Origin of the sequence: Rhodococcus sp. 14-2470-1b, from assembly GCF_002259415.1 — a bacterium.
In the GTDB taxonomy this organism is placed as follows: domain Bacteria; phylum Actinomycetota; class Actinomycetes; order Mycobacteriales; family Mycobacteriaceae; genus Rhodococcoides.
Map to the genome: position 1 here is coordinate 64,307 of NZ_NPFY01000019.1, position 19,827 is coordinate 84,133.

21 protein-coding genes are annotated in these 19,827 nt (G+C 63.0%); 9 read left to right on the forward strand and 12 right to left on the reverse strand.

Annotated features, from left to right (window positions below; genetic code table 11):
• Positions 1 to 6: 6 nt before the first annotated feature.
• The 11 genes from CH293_RS28210 to CH293_RS14600 form a co-directional block, all read right to left on the reverse strand.
• Positions 7 to 171 (reverse strand): hypothetical protein, encoded by a 165-nt coding sequence (locus CH293_RS28210; protein ID WP_019663133.1) that lies wholly within the window; start codon positions 169 to 171, stop codon positions 7 to 9.
• Positions 168 to 1,463, reverse strand: coding sequence for a phenylacetate--CoA ligase family protein (locus CH293_RS14555; RefSeq protein WP_094627789.1), 1,296 nt, complete (start codon positions 1,461 to 1,463; stop codon positions 168 to 170). The genes CH293_RS28210 and CH293_RS14555 overlap by 4 nt, the downstream gene beginning before the upstream one ends.
• Positions 1,460 to 1,849: a MaoC/PaaZ C-terminal domain-containing protein gene (locus tag CH293_RS14560; RefSeq protein WP_094627788.1), complete on the reverse strand. Its 390-nt coding sequence runs from the start codon at positions 1,847 to 1,849 to the stop codon at positions 1,460 to 1,462. The genes CH293_RS14555 and CH293_RS14560 overlap by 4 nt, the downstream gene beginning before the upstream one ends.
• Positions 1,846 to 2,310 carry a MaoC family dehydratase N-terminal domain-containing protein gene (locus tag CH293_RS14565; protein ID WP_094654295.1) on the reverse strand — a complete coding sequence of 155 codons (465 nt, stop codon included), beginning with the start codon at positions 2,308 to 2,310 and terminating at the stop codon, positions 1,846 to 1,848. Before CH293_RS14565 ends, CH293_RS14560 begins: the two co-directional genes overlap by 4 nt.
• Positions 2,307 to 3,587 (reverse strand): TRAP transporter substrate-binding protein DctP, encoded by a 1,281-nt coding sequence (gene dctP, locus CH293_RS14570; protein ID WP_255122878.1) that lies wholly within the window; start codon positions 3,585 to 3,587, stop codon positions 2,307 to 2,309. The genes CH293_RS14565 and dctP overlap by 4 nt, the downstream gene beginning before the upstream one ends.
• A 9-nt stretch (positions 3,588 to 3,596) precedes the next feature.
• A complete protein-coding gene (locus CH293_RS14575) occupies positions 3,597 to 5,042 on the reverse strand; it encodes a TRAP transporter large permease (RefSeq protein ID WP_094654445.1) in 1,446 nt (481 codons plus the stop codon).
• Between the two features lie 32 nt (positions 5,043 to 5,074).
• Entirely contained in the window at positions 5,075 to 5,557 is a 483-nt protein-coding gene (locus CH293_RS14580) for a TRAP transporter small permease (RefSeq protein ID WP_369597566.1), read from the reverse strand.
• Between the two features lie 147 nt (positions 5,558 to 5,704).
• Entirely contained in the window at positions 5,705 to 6,442 is a 738-nt protein-coding gene (locus CH293_RS14585; RefSeq protein ID WP_094720619.1) for an SDR family NAD(P)-dependent oxidoreductase, read from the reverse strand.
• Between the two features lies 1 nt (position 6,443).
• Positions 6,444 to 7,202: a crotonase/enoyl-CoA hydratase family protein gene (locus CH293_RS14590; RefSeq protein WP_094654302.1), complete on the reverse strand. Its 759-nt coding sequence runs from the start codon at positions 7,200 to 7,202 to the stop codon at positions 6,444 to 6,446.
• A complete protein-coding gene (locus CH293_RS14595; RefSeq protein WP_094654304.1) occupies positions 7,199 to 7,963 on the reverse strand; it encodes an SDR family NAD(P)-dependent oxidoreductase in 765 nt (254 codons plus the stop codon). The genes CH293_RS14590 and CH293_RS14595 overlap by 4 nt, the downstream gene beginning before the upstream one ends.
• Before the next feature lie 11 nt (positions 7,964 to 7,974).
• Complete coding sequence (locus CH293_RS14600; protein WP_094720620.1) at positions 7,975 to 9,129, reverse strand: thiolase family protein; 1,155 nt, start codon at positions 9,127 to 9,129, stop codon at positions 7,975 to 7,977.
• A 142-nt stretch (positions 9,130 to 9,271) separates the two neighbouring features.
• Between CH293_RS14600 and CH293_RS14605 the strand changes: the two genes are divergently transcribed.
• From CH293_RS14605 to CH293_RS14645, 9 genes are read left to right on the forward strand one after another with little or no spacing between them, the layout of a single operon-like run.
• Complete coding sequence (locus CH293_RS14605; RefSeq protein WP_176460012.1) at positions 9,272 to 10,441, forward strand: acyl-CoA dehydrogenase family protein; 1,170 nt, start codon at positions 9,272 to 9,274, stop codon at positions 10,439 to 10,441.
• 32 nt (positions 10,442 to 10,473) lie between these two features.
• Entirely contained in the window at positions 10,474 to 11,244 is a 771-nt protein-coding gene (locus tag CH293_RS14610; RefSeq protein ID WP_094720622.1) for an SDR family NAD(P)-dependent oxidoreductase, read from the forward strand.
• Between the two features lie 25 nt (positions 11,245 to 11,269).
• Positions 11,270 to 12,295 carry an LLM class flavin-dependent oxidoreductase gene (locus CH293_RS14615; RefSeq protein WP_094654312.1) on the forward strand — a complete coding sequence of 342 codons (1,026 nt, stop codon included), beginning with the start codon at positions 11,270 to 11,272 and terminating at the stop codon, positions 12,293 to 12,295.
• Positions 12,292 to 13,935, forward strand: a complete 1,644-nt coding sequence (locus CH293_RS14620; protein WP_094720623.1) for an AMP-binding protein — start codon at positions 12,292 to 12,294, stop codon at positions 13,933 to 13,935. Before CH293_RS14615 ends, CH293_RS14620 begins: the two co-directional genes overlap by 4 nt.
• Positions 13,936 to 13,949: 14 nt before the next feature.
• Entirely contained in the window at positions 13,950 to 15,116 is a 1,167-nt protein-coding gene (locus CH293_RS14625; protein WP_094720624.1) for an acyl-CoA dehydrogenase family protein, read from the forward strand.
• An 11-nt stretch (positions 15,117 to 15,127) separates the two neighbouring features.
• Positions 15,128 to 16,018, forward strand: coding sequence for a CoA ester lyase (locus tag CH293_RS14630; protein WP_094720625.1), 891 nt, complete (start codon positions 15,128 to 15,130; stop codon positions 16,016 to 16,018).
• Positions 16,019 to 16,492, forward strand: coding sequence for a MaoC family dehydratase (locus CH293_RS14635; protein ID WP_094654319.1), 474 nt, complete (start codon positions 16,019 to 16,021; stop codon positions 16,490 to 16,492).
• A gap of 1 nt (position 16,493) precedes the next feature.
• Positions 16,494 to 17,966: an aldehyde dehydrogenase family protein gene (locus CH293_RS14640; RefSeq protein ID WP_094720765.1), complete on the forward strand. Its 1,473-nt coding sequence runs from the start codon at positions 16,494 to 16,496 to the stop codon at positions 17,964 to 17,966.
• Entirely contained in the window at positions 17,966 to 19,168 is a 1,203-nt protein-coding gene (locus CH293_RS14645; RefSeq protein ID WP_176460013.1) for a CaiB/BaiF CoA-transferase family protein, read from the forward strand. Before CH293_RS14640 ends, CH293_RS14645 begins: the two co-directional genes overlap by 1 nt.
• On the opposite strand, the gene CH293_RS14650 is transcribed toward CH293_RS14645, so the two are convergent.
• A complete protein-coding gene (locus tag CH293_RS14650; RefSeq protein WP_094654322.1) occupies positions 19,158 to 19,751 on the reverse strand; it encodes a TetR/AcrR family transcriptional regulator in 594 nt (197 codons plus the stop codon). The genes CH293_RS14645 and CH293_RS14650 overlap by 11 nt on opposite strands.
• Positions 19,752 to 19,827 lie beyond the last annotated feature (76 nt).

Genomic DNA, 19,827 nt, shown 5'->3' on the forward strand with positions numbered 1-19,827 from the left:
GCAGAGTCAGGGTTGTGCGCCCAGTTCCCAAGTGAACTCGTCGACCAGCGCGTCGATTCGTTCGCAGAACTGGATAAGCAACGGGGATTCTGGAAGTTCGGCCACCAACTGCGTTACGGCGTCGAGATGAGCCCGGGCACGGCCCAATTCTTGCTCGATCGAGTCGGTCATCGCACTGCCCTTCGGTCGGTCCAGCGTCGGGACTTAAAGTGCTGTTCGTCCAGTGTCCCGGTGGGTAGCACAGAGATCGACATCGAGATTCCGACAGTGCGCTTGATCGTCTCCGCGATATCCGCCATCAGGTTCGGGTCGACGTCGGCAGCCGCGTCGATCTCCAGCTGCAAGTCGACGGACTCGCTGCCGTTATCGGCAGTGTGAACAATCGCTCTGTAGTCGAGTACGGGCCCACGGAGCACCGCCGCATCCACAGCGCTCGGCCAGATATTCATACCCTTGATCTTGATCATGTCGTCGATGCGACCGATCGATCCTGCCTCGAACTCCGGAAAGAAGCCGTCGCGCAGCAACCGGATGCTGTCGCCCATCCCGAATCGTATGCTCGGCAACCCACGGGTCCGAAGGGTCGTGACCACGATCTCGCCGCGCTCACCAGGAGCTACGGAGACCCCGTCTGGATCGAGGACCTCGATGAGACAACGGTGTCCGATGCCGTGGAGGACGCCGCGTCCGTGTTCCTCGATCGCACCGGTTCTGGTCGCCATCACCACTCCGAGGGTCTGAGTTGCACCCCACCCTTCGTGGACTGTGGCGCTCCAGAACTCCTGCATCGACTCCGCCCACTCGATCCCGTAAGGCTCACCGGAGAGAAAGATTGCTCGTAGCGCAGAACCAGAGCGCTTCGGCTCGATCCCGAGACGCTTGGCCTCGGCTGTCATGCGGTGTAGGTAGGAGGGCGTGATGGACATGCCGGCGCAGCCGAAACGTTGCAGCATGTCGATGCGCTCGGCCGTCGATCCGGTGAATGCGTTGACCGGAACGAGACCGGCAGCGAGAGCGGATGCCTGGAAGTACGGCCCGGCCATGGTCTGCGAGTACGGAATGGTGAGCATGATCTTCTCGCCTGCGGCAAGCCCGGCCCAGAAGTACTGATAGGCACCGCCGGTACCCAACGCGGCGAGGTCGTGTGCCGTTCGAGGATGTACCTCCCTGCCCACCCCGCTGGTCCCGCTCGTCAGGTGTAATTGGCGAACGTCGTCCCGCACAGTGCCAGGATGCAGTTCCTGGTAGCGGAGATAGTCGGCCTTGCGGGCAACCGGGATGTGCCGGGCGAAGGACCGCTGGTCGACTACGGAATCGACATCGACGGCGTGGTCTCCATAGAACCATCGGTGGAAGGGGGACTCTTCTCGGGCGAGCCGGAGCGCACGGACCAGTGCAGTGTCGCGGAAGCGGGTCGCCGCGATGCCGGTCATCGATTCGGTCAGCGCATTCGCGGTAGTCATCTCATACCATCCCGGACCATGATTGCCGTTGCAGTGGCAGCTTGGCGCTCGTTGTCCTGCAGCAGAATCAGGTCGACGGTTACCGATGTTTCGGACTCGTCGGCGATGACGCCGCGTACGACGGCATCCTGGCCGGTCAGCACGAAATCGTGCAAGGTGACGGCCCGTAACGATTCGAGCGAGGCGCGCGTACCAGCCCACTCGCCGACGCACCGTTCGAACATCGCGAGCACGAACATGACGTCTGCGTAGGCGCCAGGCGCACCGCCGGCTCGTGCAGCCTCGTGGTCGATGTGTGCCGGAGCGAAATCTCGACTGGCAGCGGCAGACATCACGAGCCGTTGGAACGTCAGAGGCAGCCGGATCTCCGGTAGAGGTGCGTTCATCGTCGGGACTCGAACGGGAAGTACCGATAGACGCTGCACCGCTCGCGTGCGACGACAGTGCCATCCTGGCGTAGGAAGGTCAGCTCGAAATCCACGAAGTTGCCGTCGCCCACGCTTGTTCGTTTCGGCGTCACGCCAGTGACCCGGTATTCGGTAGTGATCACGTCTCCGGGTCGTAGTGGGTGAAAGTAATCGAATTCCATCCTGTTGGTGACGGATTCGGCAGCGGGCACGCCGCACGCATCCCACGGCAACGGAGGGAGGGCGCCGTCGCTCAATGACGGGTCTCCTGGCGTCCAGTACGCAGGCATGGAGAACGAGGACAGCATTGCCCATGGAGCGATGGGGTCGACTGGGTCGACGAAGCGTGGGTCGGCCATCTCGTGCGCCTCGACGAACCGTCGGATCGCCTCGCGAGTCACCGGCTCCGCGCCGACGGTGACGGCAACGGGATCGTTCATGCTTCCGTGTCCGGCGAGGCCGGGCGGTGGTCGAGTAGAACCTCGTCGAACACGGCGTCGACGTAGGGCCCGAGATCGATGGCGTCGGTGTCGTAGAAGTCGGCGAACTCCGGGTAGGTCATCGTCTCGTCGTAACCGAGATCTCGGACGAGGGTGCTCCACCGCGAGGCGGTTGCGGCCCATTCGGTCATCGAGGTGGCCGCGTCGTCCAGCGCTGGGGACTGCTTCAGTAGTTCGAGTTGCTGGTCGTTGACGCTCTGTAGTCGCTCTCGTGCATCCGGTGCGAATTCGGTAATTGTCCCGCCTGCGTCCTGGATGTCGTGCACTCCTTGCACCATTGCATCCCACGACGTGCGGATATTGGTTTCGAGGAAGACGTCGAGTCGATCGAACAGCAACTGCTGAACGAGAAGCGGCATGCTGTTCCAACGGTTCTCATTGAGCGCTACCGACCCGAAGGTCAAAGCGAAGCCAGCGGCCGGATCGATGACTACCTCCGGTGTCAGACCGAGGTACCCGCCCAGCACTGCGTTCTGCACCGAGGTCGCGGTGCAGTCGACCACGCCGCGTTGCAGGCTCTCGTACAGCTCCGAATACGACGCACTCACGGGTATGGCGCCCAACCCGCTGATCTGTGCGCCTTGAGTCCGGCCTGCAGCAGAGATCTGACGTCCCCGTAGTTGGTCGAGGGTCTGCGCCTCCTCGGTGCACAGTAGCGCCATGCCGCCCCCGTTGTACGACGGCATCAACAGGTGCATGTCGTTGTCCGCGAATTCCTGCGCGACTTCTTCTGTTGCGTAGGCGGACTCGAGCAACCACGCGTGCGACTGGAGAATGCCTGCGATAGGAGACATATCGCCGAGGAAGGACGCGTTGACCAACGTGTTGACCGCCGGGTACTCGGCCGGTTGGTTCGCGACGGCGAAGCCGTCGATGTCCGTTCGGCCGTCACCCAATGCGTCGTCGATCTCACTGGCTCCCGCGATGGCGTTGGCGTAGAAGATATCGAAGGTCACCTTCCCGCCCGACCACTCGGTGACTGCGTCGTAGTAGATCTCCATCTTGTCGCTGACGAACGAGCCCTGAGGTCCGGGTGTTTGTGCGTACAGGTGAACGGGTTCGATGTCGCCGAAGGCAGCCTGGTACTGATCCAGGGTGGCGCCGTACTCGATGCCGGGGCCACCACTGTTCGATTCGGTCGTTGTGGTGCAAGAGGTCACCACGACCACGGTGGCGGCAATGGCCATGCAGGACAGTGCTTTGGGTAAACCGAACACGTTCAACCTCTATCCACCCATCTGGCTCGGAAGAAATGTTGCGACTTGCGGGAACGCGATCAGCAGGACGACGAAGACGAGCGCGATCGGCATCACCCATGCAACGCTGGCGAAGACGTCGCGCAGACTGATCTTGTTGCCGAGGTTCACTTCTGGGTCCTGCGCTACGCCGTGAATGATGTAGGACAGGATGCCGACGGGCGGAGTGATGACGGCGAGCTCGCCCATGAAGACGACGAAGACACCGAACCACAGCAGCGAAATGTCGAGGTAGGCGAGCGTAGGGATGAGCAGGGGCACCGTCAGGAGCATCATCGCGAGGGCGTCGAGGAACATCCCCATCACGAGGTAGACCACAGTCATCAACGCGAGGAACTGCCACGCCGTCAAACCGAGGTTGGTTGTCCAGTCGGTGAACCCGGTCGTCAGTCCGGTCAATGGAAGCATTCTGGACAATGCCGTTGCGCCGAGAAGCATCAGGAAGATCGATCCGGTGCTTGCTACGGCACTCACTGCCGCCTCGCTGACTGCGGCGAATGGGCGGTCGCGGCGACGTGCGAACAGTGCGACGAACAGCGCAACCATCGCAGCAGCGGCGCCGGCCTCGGTAGCGGTGAAGACGCCGGAGAACATGCCGACCACGACCACCAGCACGAGGACCGGGACCGGCCACACCGAAACCAGTGCACGCCACTTGGCACCCGTGGATTCCGGGGCGACGTCCACCTTCTCAGGTGTCCTCGGTTTGACAATCGATGCAGCAATCATCAGGGCGACGCTGAACAAGACCGCCACTGCCACACCGGGTCCGACTCCGGCCAAGAGTTGTTCTCCGACCGGGACTTCAGCGATCCCGGCGAACACTACGAGGGTGATCGAGGGTGGTATGAGCTGGCCGGGCAATCCGGCTGCCATGACGGATCCGATGGCCAGACGCTTGTCGTAACCCGCTCGGAGCATCTCGGGGATGCCGATACGTGCCAACGCATAGGTAGTCCCGACTGTCGAACCGCTGACCGAGGCGAGGCCAGCTCCCGCGAGGTTGGTGCCGACTGCCAGCCCGCCGGGCATCCACCCTAGCCAGGTCCGTGCGACGTCGTAGAGCTTCTCGGTCACTCCGGATCGCCACAGCAGCAGACCCATGAACACGAACATCGGGACGACGCTCAACGTCCATTGCGCAACATTGTGATACGGCAGTTTGCTGACGGTGCTTGTGACGACACCGAAGTCGCGCAGAGCCCACATTCCCATGAGCGCGGACACCAAGAGCGCGAAACCGATGTGCATCCGCAGGAAGATCAGGCTCAGCAGCAGGATGATCGACAGGACACCGATGGTCTCTTTCGATCCGCCGAGGAACATGCCTACGGTGGACCCGACGGCCGCCGCGACGAATACTGCAAGGGTGACGCTCCCGCTCGGGAGGCGGCCTGCTCGAACTCGACCTGGCATCGGTTTCGAGGGTTCGCGCGTGGCTACGGCGGTCATCGTGCCTTCTCTGTGTCAGCAGCTTGGTCGGATTCGGGGGAGACGGCGAAGGTGGATCCGGAATCGTCGATATCTTTGTCGTGCAATTGTTTCCATCCGAGACGTACGTACTGTACGGCGAAGAGCGCGAACGTGATCGGGACGAGGTACGTCAATGGCCACGCTGCGATGTCGGTCAGTCCAGCCGTCAGTTCGATGTCGCGATTGTGTTGCGCGTGATCGAACGAGTAGGCGACGGTAAGGATGCAGACCGCGGCGCACACGATGCTTGCGCTTGCGGCAACGTACCGCTTGGCGGCCGCAGGGAACCGTGTGAAGAACATATCGGCCCACACGTGTTCGCCACGATGCATCGCGATCACGAAGCCCAGTAGGACGACCAAGGGCATGTACCAGTACTGGACTCGTTCGAGAGTGCCAGATATGGGATCCCCGAACACAGTGCGAGAGAATGCATTTGCGACGGTATGAACCATCATTGCGAGGAGTCCCACTACCGCAGGTATCTCGACCAGCGTGAACAGGCGATTGCCTACAGGATTCGTCAAAACAGATGCTCCGCTCGAAAGAGTGTGATGCAAGCAACTCTATCTATACGAATGATGCGAAGCAATAGAATCGGACATTCAGTACTGCCCCGATGCACCACCGTCGACGGAAATAGCCGACCCCGTGAGGAACGGGACGTCGTCTCGTAAAAGGAAAGCTGCTGTGCGCGCGACCTCTTGGGCACTTGCCATACCGCGACCCCCGACACCGAGGGCCGGGATTGCTTGACCGTCGCGAGCGAGAAGCGCTCTGAACTTGCCGATGATGGGCGTGTCGGTCGACCCGGGACAGATGCAGTTCACAGCTATTCCGTGGTCACGGACCTCGGCTGCAGCAGTTCTCGTCAGTCCGAGAATCGCGTGTTTCGCGGCTACGTAATCCGCGCGCTTGGCTGCTCCTTGCAGGCTCGCGATGGATCCTGTGTTGACGATCTGTCCCCTGCCCGCCGTGATCATGTGTGGAAGAACATACTTCAGTCCGTAGAACATGCTGTTCAGGTTGACCGATATCGTGGTCGACCACTCGCCTGGAGTCATGTCCACGATCGCTCGGTTGGCTCCTGCTATCCCGGCATTGTTGAAGAACTGATCCGGAATGCCGAGTGTGTCGACCGCAGCGGCCACGTATTGCTCGACCTCAGCTGGATTCGACACGTCAGCGCGGTGCGCGACGACGGTGCCGTCCGACATCCGACTGGTCTCTTCGGCGCCTGCGAGATCGATGTCGACGGCGAGTACCTGCGTACCTGCCTGCGCGAGTTCGAGGCAGACGGCTCTGCCTATCCCGCTTCCGGCACCGGTGACGATCGCGACCACCTCAGCGCCCTCGCCAGACCGGAGTCCGTTTCTCCTTGAACGCCGATGCCCCCTCGCGGGCGTCTTCCGAGCTTCGGACTGGCTCGTAGATCTTCCACATCTCCGCGAACTGCTCGTCGTTGGACCAGTCGCGCGCCTTGGTGATGATTTCTTTGGTCGCCCGCACAGCCATCGGGCCGTTCTTCGCGATCTTCTTCGCCAGCTCCAGCGCGACCTCCAGTGCCTCTCCCGCTGGGGTGAGCCGGTTGATCAGGCCGGCGTCCTTGGCTTCCTGTGCGCTGATGAAATCGCCGGTGAGGCACCATTCGACGGCGAGTGCGCGCGGGACCCGGTCGGGCAGCCGGAGTAACCCGCCGCCGCCGGCGAGCAGACCTCGCTTGACTTCGGGGAGGCCGAAAATTGCTGTCTCCGACGCCACGACGAGATCACAGGCAAGCACGATCTCGAAACCTCCGGCGATGGCGTGGCCCTCGACGGCAGCGATCAGCGGTTTTGCCGGGGGAGTCTCGGCGACTCCCGCGAATCCTCGCCCCGGAATCGACGGCTTCTCACCGGCGAGGAAGGCCTTCAAATCCATTCCGGTGCAGAAACTCTTGCCCTCACCGGCGATGACACCCGCGACGAGATCGTCGCGGACATCCAGCTCGTCCATGGCGTCGGCGATGGCCTGCGCGGTGGCGGTGTCGATCGCGTTACGCACTTCGGGCCGGGCGATCGTGACTACCTGCACCCCGTCGACCTGCTTCACAAGGACCGTCATCGCGGTGCCATCCGGATCGCCCCGTCGAGGCGTATGACTTCGCCGTTGATCATCGCGTTGTCGACGATGTGCAGGGCGAGCTTGGCGTACTCGTCGGCGTCGCCGAGGCGCGCGGGGTGGGGGATCTGGGCGGCCAAGCCGTCGCGAATTTCTTGGGAGAACCGGGACAGAATCGGGGTGTCGAAGATTCCGGGCGCAATGCTGTTGACGCGAACCAACTTACGAGACAGATCGCGAGCCGCAACCAACGTCATGCCGACAACACCGGCTTTGGCCGACGCGTACGGAATCTGACCGATCTGACCTTCCCACGCTGCGACGGATGCCGTCATGATGACGACGCCGCGCTCACCGTCGACCGGTTCGTTGCGGACCATCCGAGCTGCTGCGAGCCTGAGGACATTGAAGCTGCCGATCAGATTCGTCTGGATCAGTGAAGTGTAGAGCTCCAGAGAGCCTGGTGTTCCGTCTTTTTCGACGACCCGAACGGTTCCGCCGCGGCCTGCGCAGTGCACGACCGACCGAATGGGAGCCCGAGCTTCGGCGAGATCCAACGCCGCATCGACGGCGTCGGGATCGGCGACGTCGGCGGGACCGAACTGCACGAAGTCGCCGAGCTCCTGCGCCACGTCCTTGCCGGCGGACTGCGGCAGATCGACGATGACAGTGTTGACGCCTGCGGCGACGAACCGCTTGACCGTCGCGAGTCCGAGGCCGGACGCCCCGCCCGTGACGACCGCGGAAGAATTGGTGAGATCCATGAACCGACTCCTTACTTCAGTATCTCGATGATGGTTGCGTTGGCCATTCCGCCTGCTTCACACATGGTCTGCAATCCGTAACGGCCACCGGTACGTTCGAGGTGATTGATCAACGTGGTCATGATGCGGGCGCCCGACGCACCCAATGGATGCCCTAGTGCAATGGCGCCACCGACGGGATTCAGCACGTCCTGATCGACGCCGAGTTCCTTCGCCCATGCCAGCGGTACCGAGGCAAATGCTTCGTTGACCTCGAAAGCGGAGATGTCGGCCAGCGTCAAACCCGCCTTTTTCAACACCTTTTCGGTCGCCGGGATCGGGCCGGTGAGCATCAGTAGAGGATCGTCGCCGATCACCGCGGAGGCGACGATTCTGGCCCGGGGCCGCAGACCCAACTGCGAGGCCCGCTCCTCGCTCATCACCAACAGGGCCGCCGCACCATCGGTGATCTGCGACGCGTTCCCGGCGGTGACGGTCCAGTCGAGGTCAGGGAACTGCGCTCGACGCTCGTCGGTGCCGAACACGGCTTTCAGTCCGCCGAGCTTCTCGGCCGTTGTGCCCGTTCGGATGGTTTCGTCGGCGACGAGGCCACCGACCGGCACGATCTCGCCGGCAAAGTCCGCCTCCGAGGCTCGTGCGTGGGAGCGAGCGGAGTATTCGTCGAGTTCCGACCTGGAGATTCCCCACTTCTGTGCGACGAGTTCCGCGGCGACTCCCTGCGGCACCAGCACTGGGAACCGCTCTCGAACACCCTCGCCGAACGGATCGGCGTCGCCGCGTGCACTGCCCATGGGGACCCGGCTCATCGATTCGACCCCGCCTGCGATCGCGATGTCGTACGCACCGGCCACGACGCCGTGGACGGCGAAATCCAGTGCCTGCTGGCCGGAGCCGCATTTGCGTTCGACCGTCACCGACGGCACGTGTACCGGGAAACCCGCGGACAGTACTGCTTGACGGCCGGGTGTTCCCGATTGCTCACCGTTGCCTCCGACGCACCCGATGATGACGTCGTCCAGCAGACCCGCGTCGAGCGAGGATCTGTCCACCAATTGCCTCAGCACCTGACCGAGAAGATCGGCGGGATGAAGGTGCGACAGTCCACCTCCGATTTTGCCCTTGGCCATGGGCGACCGAACGGCGTCGACGATGACTGCTCGTGTCATGAAAACCCTCCTGAAGCAGGTTTCTGGAAAGCTCGCGAACTATTCATGATTATGTTTAGCATGAACCTAGCGGCCGACGGGTGAGATCTTGTACCGTAGGTCACACCGGATTAGTATAATCATGAGCATGAAAGAGGTGGCCATGTCTGCCAGCACACTCACCGACGACGAGCGCGCCATCAAAGAGGTGGCCGCCAAGGTCGCCACTGAGCGGTACGCTCCCAAAGCTGCGCAGTGGGATGCGGAGAGAACTGCATTCCCGCTCGAAGAACGGAAGTTCCTCGGGTCGCTCGGCTTCCTCGGGATCGCACTCCCTGAGCGCTTCGGTGGAGGAGGTGCCCCACTTCAGCAGGCGCTCAACGTCATCGAGGAGTTCGCCTACCACTGCAGGCCCGCCGCATTCCAGATCTTCGAGGCGAACACCGGCCCAGCCCAGGTGATCGCTCGGATCGGAACGGATGAACAGCGTGAGCGATTCCTCCCGGGAATCATCGCCGGCGACTTGACCATGGCCGTGGCGATCTCCGAACCCGACGCGGGCTCTGCTGCCACGGACCTGACCACCAAAGCAACGGTAGACGGAGATACCGTCCGAGTCAGTGGAAACAAGCGCTGGATCTCCAACGGATCCGAGGCCGACGTGTACCTCGTCTACTCGCGCATGAGCGATGCCCCGGGCGCGAAGGGGATCGGCGCTGTTCTCGTCGAAGCCGACCGGGAAGGCGTCAGTTACGGCGCCCGTGAAAAGCTCATGGGCTTCCGCGGCATCCCTTCGGCAGACATCTACTTCGACGACGTCGCCGTCCCGAAGGAGAACATCGTCGTCGAACCCGGTGGCTTCCGCACGCTCTTCACCGCGTTCTCGATCGAGCGACTCGGCAATTCGACGATGAGTCTTGCGCTCGGCCAGGCTGCACTCGACCAGTCGATCCGCTACGTGCAGGAGCGGACGCAGTTCGGTAAGCCGTTGATCGAGTTCCAGGCCGTACAGATGACGATCGCGGACATGGCGCTTCAGGTCGATGCCGCGAGGCTGCTGCTGCAGCGTGCCGCTGCATCGGTGATCGACGGGGAACAGCTTCCCAACTCGCTGCACGTCTCCCTTGCCAAGTGCACTGCCAACGAGATGGCGAAGAAGGTTACCGATCTCGCGATGCAGCTTCACGGCGGCAACGGCTACACCGAGGAATTCGGCATCGAGCGCATGCACCGTGACGCGCACGGCTGGGCGCTCGCCGGTGGAACGCCGACCATGCAGCGAACCCGAATAGTTTCCGAATTACTGGGACGTTCGTTCGACCAACGCGCTTGAATAACGAAGTAACTTGAGAAGGAGTACAAGAAATGCAGCGTTATGAAGGTCGCATCGCCGCCGTCATCGGCGGAGGATCCGGCATGGGCCGTGCCATCAGCCACCGTCTCGCCTCCGAGGGGGCGTTCGTCTACGTGACCGACCTCAGTGAGGAAGCTGCACTGAAAGTAGCCGCGGAAATCGAAGCCGACGGCGGACAGGCGACAGCAGTGACCGTCGACGCCACGAACAACGACGACCTGAAGTCGCTCTTCGCCAAGATCGACGCCGAGAAGGGCGTATTGCATGCACTTCACGCTCAGGTCGGCATGCCGGGTCCGGGCGGACTCGAAGTCGACGATGCAACGTGGGACAAGAACATCGACGTCAACGTCAAGAGCGCTTACTACTCGACGACACTCGGATTCGAACTGCTCAAGAAAGCAGGCGGCAAGGGCTCGGTCACGCTGACCTCCTCGACGTCGGCTCTCATCGGATCGCCGTTCAGCCCCATCTACTCGATGACCAAGGGAGCGCTCGTACCGTTCGGTCGCGCGCTCGCGCTCAACGGCGCGAAAGACGGAATCCGCGTCAACGTCATCTGCCCGGGTCAGGTCAAGACGCCGATGCTTGCGCAGTTCTTCGGCCGCGAGCCCGGATCCGACGTGTCGGCGCTGACGGCCGATTTCGTCGCGACGATTCCGCTCGGCCGCGGCGCCGAGCCCGAGGAGATCGCCTCGGTCATCGCGTTCCTCAACAGCGACGACGCCAGCTACATCACTGGCGTCACCATCCCCGTCGACGGCGGCCTCACCGCGCAATAAGCGCGCCACATCAGAAGGGACTCTCATGGTTCAGGTCGGCTTACTGCTCAGCGACGTGCCGAAGTCGGTGACGCCGGCGCAGCAGTTCAAGGACATCCTCCGCATCGTCGAGACCGCGGAGGACAACGGATTCAACTACATCGCCATCGGGCAGCACTTCCTCTACGGCGATCTGCGCTGGCTCCAGCCGGTGCCGCTGCTCGCTCGCCTTGCGGCGCACGTCGCTCCGACGACCAAGCTCGTCACGCAGATCATGATCGCCCCGCTGTATCACCCGGTCATGCTTGCCGAGGAGATCGCGACCCTCGACGTCGTCACCGAAGGCCGGTTGATCTTCGGCGCCGGATTGGGTTACCGACCAGAGGAGTTCGACTATCTCCAGGTTCCGTACAAGGAGCGCGCCGGGCGGTTCGACGAATCTCTCCAGGTCATGAAGCAGCTGTGGACGCAGGACGAGGTCACCTTCGAGGGCAAGTACTTCCAGCTCGACGGCGTCAAACCGCACCTGCATCCCGTTCAGCAACCGCATGTCCCGATCTGGATCGGCGCGCACGCCATGGGCGGTGTGCGTCGAGCAGGAAAGTACGGTGACGCCTACGCCGTGCCGCCCGAGACCCCGAAGCACGAGGTCGAGGAGCGCTACCGCGTCGTCAAGGATCTGTTCGAGGCGCGCGGCAAGGAATTCGGCCTCCAGCCGCTTCGGCGCAACGTCCTTGTGGCAGACAGCAAGGAAGAGGCGATGGTCGAGTACGCCCGTGTCGCTCAGGGCCGGTATCTCACCTACGCGGCCAAGGGGCTCGACGTCATGGCCGGCCGCGATCTCGCCGGTCAGTTCGCCGAGTCGGTTTCCGACCACGTCATCGTCGGTACCCCGGACGACGTCGTCGGCAAGCTCACCGATCTGGTGACCACCCTGCCGGTCGACCCTCTGCTGTTACGCCCCCAGTGGCCGACGATGGATGGTGACGAGACCATCGCCGCGATCGAGCGTCTCGGCAAGGATGTCGTTCCGTCGATGCTGGCCCTCGAGCCGTTCCGGGACTTCAAGTGAGCCAGACATACACCGATCTGCACCCGGGCTTCGTGGACCCCGAAGGGTGGACGCTCGACAACGTGCTGCGCACCCACGCCGCGGCCACGCCCGACGCCACCTTCCTGGTGACGCCCGAGGAGAAACTGGAGTTCACCTACTCCGAGATTCTCGGCGCTGCCGAGCGAATCGCGGGCTCGTGGCATGCCGCGGGAGCGCAGCAGGGTGACCGCGTCGTCATCATGGCAATGAATTCGTCACGGCTGGTACGTAGTTGGTTCGCTGCCGCCGTCGGCGGGACCGTCGAGGTCCCGATCAACACCAACTACGAAGGCGAATTCCTGCGCCATCAGATCGTCACGGTCGGTGCTCGCTGGGCCGTCATCGACGACACGTTCGCCGAGCGATTCGTTGCCATCGCCGAGCACAGCCACGGCATCGAGAAGTTCTGGGTGATCGACACCGGTACCGCGGACAGGGCAATCGCGCTGCTGCGCGCGCACGGCTGGCAGGCCGATGCCTGGGACGAATTGGAGAAGGGCACACCCGTCACCGTTCCCGCGCCGCGCGCGCAGGACCTCGGGGCGATCTTTTTCACCTCGGGCACGACGGGGCCGTCCAAGGGCGTCGCGATGCCGCACTCGCAGCTGTACTTCTTCGCGCAGGAAGTCGTGTCGCTGACGCGGCTCACTCCATCCGATCGCTACATGACGACGACGCCGTTGTTCCACGGCAACGCCCAGTTCATGGCCGTCTATCCGGCGCTCGTCGCGGGCGCCAGTGCCGTGGTCCACCCCAAGTTCAGTGCGAGCCGATGGATCGACATGGTCCGCGACTCCGGCGTCACCGTCACCAATTTCGTCGGCGTCATGATGGACTTCGCGTGGAAACAGGCTCCGCGGGGCAACGATCGCGACAATCAACTGCGCGCCGTGTACGCAGCCCCGATCGCGGACACCGTCGTCGAGCAGTTCAAAGATCGCTACGGCATAGAGGCTTTCGTCAACGCTTTCGGACTCACCGAGACGTGTGCACCGATCCTCACTCCGTACGGCGAGAAGATTCCGCCCGGCGCGGCAGGCAAGGTGGCGTCGGACTGGTTCGACATCAGGCTCGTCGACCCCGAGACCGACCGTGAAGTACCTGTCGGTGCAGTCGGAGAGCTCGTCGTACGCCCGGTCCAGCCGTGGACTTGCAGCATGGGTTACTACGGTATGCCGGAGAAGACGCTCGAAGCGTGGCGCAATCTCTGGTTCCATACCGGCGACGCATTGCGCAAGGACGAGGACGGCTGGTTCTACTTCGTCGACCGCTACAAGGACGCGTTGCGGCGGCGCGGGGAGAACATCAGCTCCTACGAGGTGGAGCAGGCCGTACTCGCACACCCGGCCGTCGTCGAATGCGCCGTCATCGGTGTACCCGCCGATGTCGAGGCCGGCGAGGACGAGGTGCTCGCTGCCGTTGTGGTCAGCGAAAAAGCCGATCCAGCAGAGATTCTCGACTGGTGCAAGGGCCGAATCCCGGCCTTCGCCACACCGCGCTACGTCCGTTTCCTGGACGCACTTCCCAAAACTCCGTCCGAGAAGGTCCGCAAGGCAGTTCTGCGCGACGAGGGCATCACCGCCGACACGTTCGATCGCACTGCGGTGCCGGTCGCCTAGCGCAGGAGATACACATGGACTACTCTTCCGACCCCACACACGAGGACATCCGTGCCGCGGTCAAGACGCTCTGCAAGGCGTTCCCCGACGATTATTGGATGGAACACGACGACAGCCACGAGTTTCCGTGGGACTTCTACAACGCTGTTGCCGAGGGTGGTTGGCTCGGGCTGACCGTTCCCGAGGAGTACGGCGGCGGTGGACTCGGCGTCACCGAAGCGGCCATCGTCGAGCGTGAGATCTCCGCGTCCGGAGCGGGAATGGGCGGATGCAGTGCCGTCCATATCGGCATCTTCGGATTCGAGCCGATCATCAATCACGGCAGTGAGGCGATGAAGAAGAAGTACCTTCCGCGTGTTGTCACCGGCGAACTGCACACCTCGTTCGCCGTCACCGAGCCCGATGCGGGTACCGACACCACCAACATCAAGACGTTCGCAAAGAAGGTCGACGGCGGATTCCTGGTGTCGGGCAAGAAAGTGTGGATCACCAAGGCACAGGAAGCGGAGAAGATGCTGCTTCTGGTGCGTACGAGCCCGCGCATCGAGGGCGAGAAGCGCACCGCAGGAATGACATTGCTGTTCGCGGACATGGACCGCAGCAAAGTCCAGATTCGTCCGATCCCGAAGATGGGTCGTAATGCCGTCGACACCAACGAACTGTTCATCGACGAACTGTTCGTCGCCGACGAGGACGTCGTCGGCGAGGTAGGCCACGGGTTCCGCACCATCCTCGGTGGTCTGAACGCCGAGCGCGTCATCTCGGCCAACGCCGCTCTCGGCATCGGTGAAGCGGCGCTGCGCCGCGGCACCCAGTACGCCAAGGAACGAGAAGTGTTCGGCAGGCCCATCGGCAAGAACCAGGGCATCGCGTTCCAGCTCGCCGAATCGCGTATCCGACTCGACGCTGCGACCGCCGTCGTCGACAAGGCCGCGTGGATGGTCGACGCCGGGCTCCCGTGTGGACGAGAGGCCAACGCCGCCAAGTACTTGTGCGCCGAGGCAGGCTTCTTCGCCGCCGACGCCGCGCTTCAGGTGCACGGCGGATTCGGTTTCGGCAAGGAGTTCCACGTCGAACGGTACTTCCGCGAATCCCGTCTGATGCGGATCGCGCCGATCAGCCAGGAGATGGTCCTCAACTACACCGCCGAGCATGTTCTCGGCCTGCCGCGTAGCTACTGAAGGGGAGTGACATGCAGCCTTACCGTTCGATCCTGTTCGTGCCTGGTCACCGCCCGCGCTGGGTGGACAAGGCCGTCGCGTCCGGCGCGGATTGCGTCGTACTCGATCTGGAGGACTCGGTGCCCTTGGCAGAGAAGGAGTCGGCGCGTGACACGGTCGCCGAGTCGATCGCGCGGGTCCGCGAGACCAATCCCGATGTGGGACTGTTCGTTCGCGTCAACCCACTTGCGACGAGGCTCACCGGCGCCGATTTCGAAGCCGTCGTCGTTCCCGGCCTCACCGGAGTGTTCGCGCCGAAGATCGAAAAGGCAGTCGACGTCCTGCAGTACGACGCGTTGCTTGACCACTTCGAGGCACGCAACGGTGTCGACGGCCTCGAGTACATCGTGCCGGTCGAGACCGTGAAGGCGATCCACAACTGCCTGGAAGTCGCGACGGCATCGCCGCGCGTGGGCGCGATGATCGGCCCGTCCGCCGAGCACGCCGATATCGCCCGCGAGGTCGGATACGAATGGACGCCCGAGGGACTCGAAACCCTCTATCTGCGTAGCCGGGTTCTCCTTGCGTGCAGGGAAGCGAAGATCCACGCGCTGACCGGACTGTGGGAAGACCTCGAAAATCTGGACGGTCTTCGGGAATTCGCGGTCAAAGGCCGTCAGCTCGGATTCCGCGGCATGATCGCGATCCACCCGTCGCACGTCGAGACCGTCAACGAAGTGTTCAGCCCGTCGGAGCAGGATATCGAATTCTACCGAGGCTTGGCCGAAGCGTACGAAAAGGCCGAAGCGCAGGGGACCGGCGCGTTGCGCTACCGAGGTCTGCACATCGACAAGGCGCACTACGACAAAGCAGTTCAGTGGCTGGAGCGCGCCGAAGCGATCACCAAGAGAGGCGAGAAGTAAATGCGAGGCTTGTATTTCGAAGAATTCGAGGTCGGCAAGCACTACAAGCATGCGATGACCCGAACCGTGACCGAGATGGACAACGTCATGTTCACTTCGCTGACGATGAACATCCAGCCGCTGCACCTCGACGCCGAGTTCTGCAAGGGCACGATCCACGGCCAGCGACTGTTCAACAGTCTCTTCACCGTTGCGCTGATCGGTGCGTTCCATGTACCCGAGCTGACCATGGGCACCACCCTCGGCAACCTCGGCTACGAGAAGATCACTTTTCCCAATCCGGTGTTCCACGGCGACACCTTGCGCGCCGAGACCACCATCAAGAACAAGCGCGAATCCAAGAGCCGTGACGATTCCGGCATCGTGTGGTTCGAGCACATCGGCTACAACCAGCGCGACGAGATCGTCTGCGTACTCGAGCGCGTCGGCTTGATGGCCAAGTTGCCCGCCAATTTCCAGAATGAAGGTGTGTGAGATGACTGCAGTGGCAGAGATCGACCAGAAGTGGGTACCGGACACCAGGACGCTTCTGATCGGCGACACCGACGCCCAGCCTCAGGGTGAGACGTGGGACGTCTACAACCCCGCTACCGAAGAGGTCATCGCGACCGTCGGGGGAGCGTCGAGCAACCAGGTCGATGACGCAGTAGCCGCAGCGCGGAAAGCATTTCCGGCGTGGTCCGCGTTGAGCGGTGAAGAGCGCTCGAAGCACATCCACCGCTTCGCCGACGCGTTGGAGAAGGCCGCGGACCGGTTGCTGCCCTCGATCGTCAACGAGGTCGGATGCCCGGTATCGCTGGCGTCGTACCTGCAGGTGAAGATGGCCGTCGACGAGCACCTGCGCTGGGCTGCGGAGGCTGCGAAGACCGACCGCACGATCCACCTGGGGGAGTACGACAAGCCGGTTCCGACGATGAGCGACGTCGTGCACCAGCCAGTCGGCGTCGTTGCCGCCATCACCGGATACAACTATCCGCTCAACCTCGCGATCTTCAAGTTCGGTGCCGCGCTGGCTGCGGGCTGTACCGTCGTGCTGCTGCCGTCGCCGCGGACCCCGCTCACCACCCTGTTCCTGGGCGACCTCATCAGGGAATCCGGCCTGCCGCCGGGCGTCATGAACGTCATCATCGGCGGCGCCGATGTGGGACAGCAGCTCTCGTCTCACCGCGGCGTGGATCGGGTCTCGTTCACCGGGTCCGACGGCGTCGGCGCGAAGATCATGGAACAGGCGTCGGCCAACCTGACGGGTGTGACGCTCGAACTCGGCGGCAAGTCCCCGAACATCGTGCTCGAGGGCGTCGACGTCAAGAAGATCGCCGTCGAGATGCACCTTCGCTGGGCACGTAACGGCGGCCAGGGATGTGCAGCGCTCGCTCGGCTTCTGGTACACGACAGCGTGTACGACGAGTTCCTCGAAGCAGGCGCATCGGCGTTCGATCAGATGGTCGTCGGCGACCCGTGGGATCCTGCGACCAACATCGGACCGATGATCCGCCCCGACCATCAGGCTCGCGTCAATGGATTCATCGACGGATCCGTCGCTGAGGGCGGCACCAAGCTGCTACAGGTCACCAAGCCGCTGCCGGAGAAGGGGTGGTTCGTGAATCCGGTTCTGCTGGGCGGACTCCCGCACAGTGCACGGGCAGTGCAGCAGGAGATCTTCGGACCCGTCGCGGTGATCGTGCCGTTCTCCGACACCGAGGAAGCGATCCGTCTCGCCAACGACACCGACTACGGTCTCGCGGCGAACGTCTGGTGCGACGATCCAATCGAGGCCAGGCGGGTCGCGGAGCAGGTCCGGGCCGGAACGGTGTGGATTAACGGAGGCGGCTCGATGCGCCCCGACGCCCCGTTCGGCGGCTACGGCAAGTCCGGAGTCGGCCGTGAGCTCGGCGAGTGGGGCATGAAGGAATACCTAGAGGTCAAGCACGTCCAGTGGAGGATCTGATGGGCGCTACCGGTCCGCTCGCGGGCATCAAGGTCGTCGAGCTCGGCACGATGTACGCCGCGCCGACGGCAGGGCGCATGCTGCGTGACTTCGGCGCGGAGGTCATCAAGGTCGAGGACCCGGCGTCGGGTGATTATGCACGGCAGTGGATTCCGCAGAAGGAAGGTTTGTCTCTCGGGTTCTCGCGTCTCAACGCAGGAAAGCGCTCGGTGGGAATCGATTTGCGCGACGCCGAAGGGCGAGCGTTGGTCAAGCGTCTCATCGCCGGCGCGGACGTCGTGATCGAGTCCTTCAGACCTGGACGCCTTGAGGCGTGGGGTCTCGGCTTCGAGGAACTGTCGAAGGACAACCCCGGGCTCGTTCTGGCTCGGGTGTCCGGTTTCGGCCAGACCGGACCGAATCGCCTTCTACCGGGCTTCGGCACTGTCGCCGAGACAGCCAGTGGATTCGCAAACGTCAACGGCTGGCCGGACTCGCCTCCCACCTCGCCGCCGTTCGGTTTCGCCGACTCCATCGCGGGCTTGTCGGCAGCGATGGGCGTCGCGATGTCGTTGTTCAAGAGGGAAAAGACCGGTATCGGTGAGGAAGTCGACGTCGCGCTGTACGAACCGCTGATGTTCATCGTCGGCGACATGTTCCTCAAGTACACCGCGACGGGCGAGATCCAGCAGCGTATCGGCAACTCGACCGGAGCCGCGTCCCCTCGCGGCATCTACGAGGCCGAGGACGGCAAGTTCCTGTCCATCGCTGCGTCGAATCAGGCCATCGCCAAGCGGTTGTTCGCTGCGATGGGCAAAGCGGAGGTCATCGACGACCCTCGTTACGCCACCAATGCCGATCGCCTACGGAACAACGACGACGTGCAGAAGATGGTCATCGACTGGTGTAAGAGCATGCCGCGTGCCGAGGTGCTCGAAGTGCTCGAGAAGTTCGAGGTGGTGAGCGCCGCTGTGAACGACGCCTCCGATGTGGTGCAGGACCCGCACTTCTTGGAGCGGACATTGGTGGAGATCACCGGCAACGACGTTCTGGGGAAGGTCCTGATGCCGGGTCCGGTCCTGCACATGAAGAGCTACGACGGCCCGGTGTACGACGGCGTGCCCGGAATCGGGGAGCATACGGCCGAGATCTTGACGGCTGAATTGTCCTTGAGCGCAGACGAGCTCACCGACCTCGCGGCGCGCGGGATCGTCAGCGCGTAGTTCGCAGTACATGGTCGACCAAGTTGCGGGCGTACTCCTCGGAGTGCGCCCGCACTGCGTCGTCCAGCTCTTTCGGTGTACTGAGGGTGTGCAGAATGATTGCGCCGAGCAAGGTTTCGAGCAGCAGCGTCACCGAGGTGTCGGCGGGGAGCTCGCCGCGGGCGATGGCTTTGCGGACCATCTCGCGTGCCGCGAGGGTTTGCGAGTCACGAAAGAGCGCGAACTGATCGGTGACGCCGGGGATGGAATCCCCCTCGATGGCCATGCGAAAAATCGCTCGTCCTGCTCCGCCGAGGTAGAGCCGCATGGTCTGACGGGCGAGTTCGAGGAGGTCGGCTTTGATGTCACCGGAATCCTGAGTGGCGACGACGGTAATGCGGTCCTCGATGGCGTCCTGCAGCAGGGTGTTCTTGTTCGGCCACCGAAGGTAGATCGACGCCTTTCCGACGGAGGCCTGACGCGCGACGGCTTCGATGGAGAACTTGGCCCATCCCTGGGTTCCGAAGATGTCGACGGCGGCATCGAACACGCGTCGTTCCAGGTCGGGGTCGCGTGGGCGCCCCGTCTTGGAGGTGTCCGGCACAGCCGTCTCCTTCTCGTTCGAAAGATTTGTGACCTGAACCACTGAAAACCATTGATTCGCGTCAAGAGGGAGTGTA

What these genes read in the sequence shown, in the direction of transcription:
- CH293_RS28210 (WP_019663133.1), bottom strand. Translation starts at nt 171, where the DNA reads ATGACCGACTCGATCGAGCAAGAATTGGGCCGTGCCCGGGCTCATCTC.
- CH293_RS14555 (WP_094627789.1), bottom strand. Translation starts at nt 1,463, where the DNA reads ATGACTACCGCGAATGCGCTGACCGAATCGATGACCGGCATCGCGGCG.
- CH293_RS14560 (WP_094627788.1), bottom strand. Translation starts at nt 1,849, where the DNA reads ATGAACGCACCTCTACCGGAGATCCGGCTGCCTCTGACGTTCCAACGG.
- CH293_RS14565 (WP_094654295.1), bottom strand. Translation starts at nt 2,310, where the DNA reads ATGAACGATCCCGTTGCCGTCACCGTCGGCGCGGAGCCGGTGACTCGC.
- CH293_RS14575 (WP_094654445.1), bottom strand. Translation starts at nt 5,042, where the DNA reads ATGCCAGGTCGAGTTCGAGCAGGCCGCCTCCCGAGCGGGAGCGTCACC.
- CH293_RS14580 (WP_369597566.1), bottom strand. Translation starts at nt 5,557, where the DNA reads ATGATGGTTCATACCGTCGCAAATGCATTCTCTCGCACTGTGTTCGGG.
- CH293_RS14590 (WP_094654302.1), bottom strand. Translation starts at nt 7,202, where the DNA reads ATGACGGTCCTTGTGAAGCAGGTCGACGGGGTGCAGGTAGTCACGATC.
- CH293_RS14595 (WP_094654304.1), bottom strand. Translation starts at nt 7,963, where the DNA reads ATGGATCTCACCAATTCTTCCGCGGTCGTCACGGGCGGGGCGTCCGGC.
- CH293_RS14600 (WP_094720620.1), bottom strand. Translation starts at nt 9,129, where the DNA reads ATGACACGAGCAGTCATCGTCGACGCCGTTCGGTCGCCCATGGCCAAG.
- CH293_RS14605 (WP_176460012.1), top strand. Translation starts at nt 9,272, where the DNA reads ATGTCTGCCAGCACACTCACCGACGACGAGCGCGCCATCAAAGAGGTG.
- CH293_RS14610 (WP_094720622.1), top strand. Translation starts at nt 10,474, where the DNA reads ATGCAGCGTTATGAAGGTCGCATCGCCGCCGTCATCGGCGGAGGATCC.
- CH293_RS14615 (WP_094654312.1), top strand. Translation starts at nt 11,270, where the DNA reads ATGGTTCAGGTCGGCTTACTGCTCAGCGACGTGCCGAAGTCGGTGACG.
- CH293_RS14625 (WP_094720624.1), top strand. Translation starts at nt 13,950, where the DNA reads ATGGACTACTCTTCCGACCCCACACACGAGGACATCCGTGCCGCGGTC.
- CH293_RS14630 (WP_094720625.1), top strand. Translation starts at nt 15,128, where the DNA reads ATGCAGCCTTACCGTTCGATCCTGTTCGTGCCTGGTCACCGCCCGCGC.
- CH293_RS14635 (WP_094654319.1), top strand. Translation starts at nt 16,019, where the DNA reads ATGCGAGGCTTGTATTTCGAAGAATTCGAGGTCGGCAAGCACTACAAG.
- CH293_RS14640 (WP_094720765.1), top strand. Translation starts at nt 16,494, where the DNA reads ATGACTGCAGTGGCAGAGATCGACCAGAAGTGGGTACCGGACACCAGG.
- CH293_RS14645 (WP_176460013.1), top strand. Translation starts at nt 17,966, where the DNA reads ATGGGCGCTACCGGTCCGCTCGCGGGCATCAAGGTCGTCGAGCTCGGC.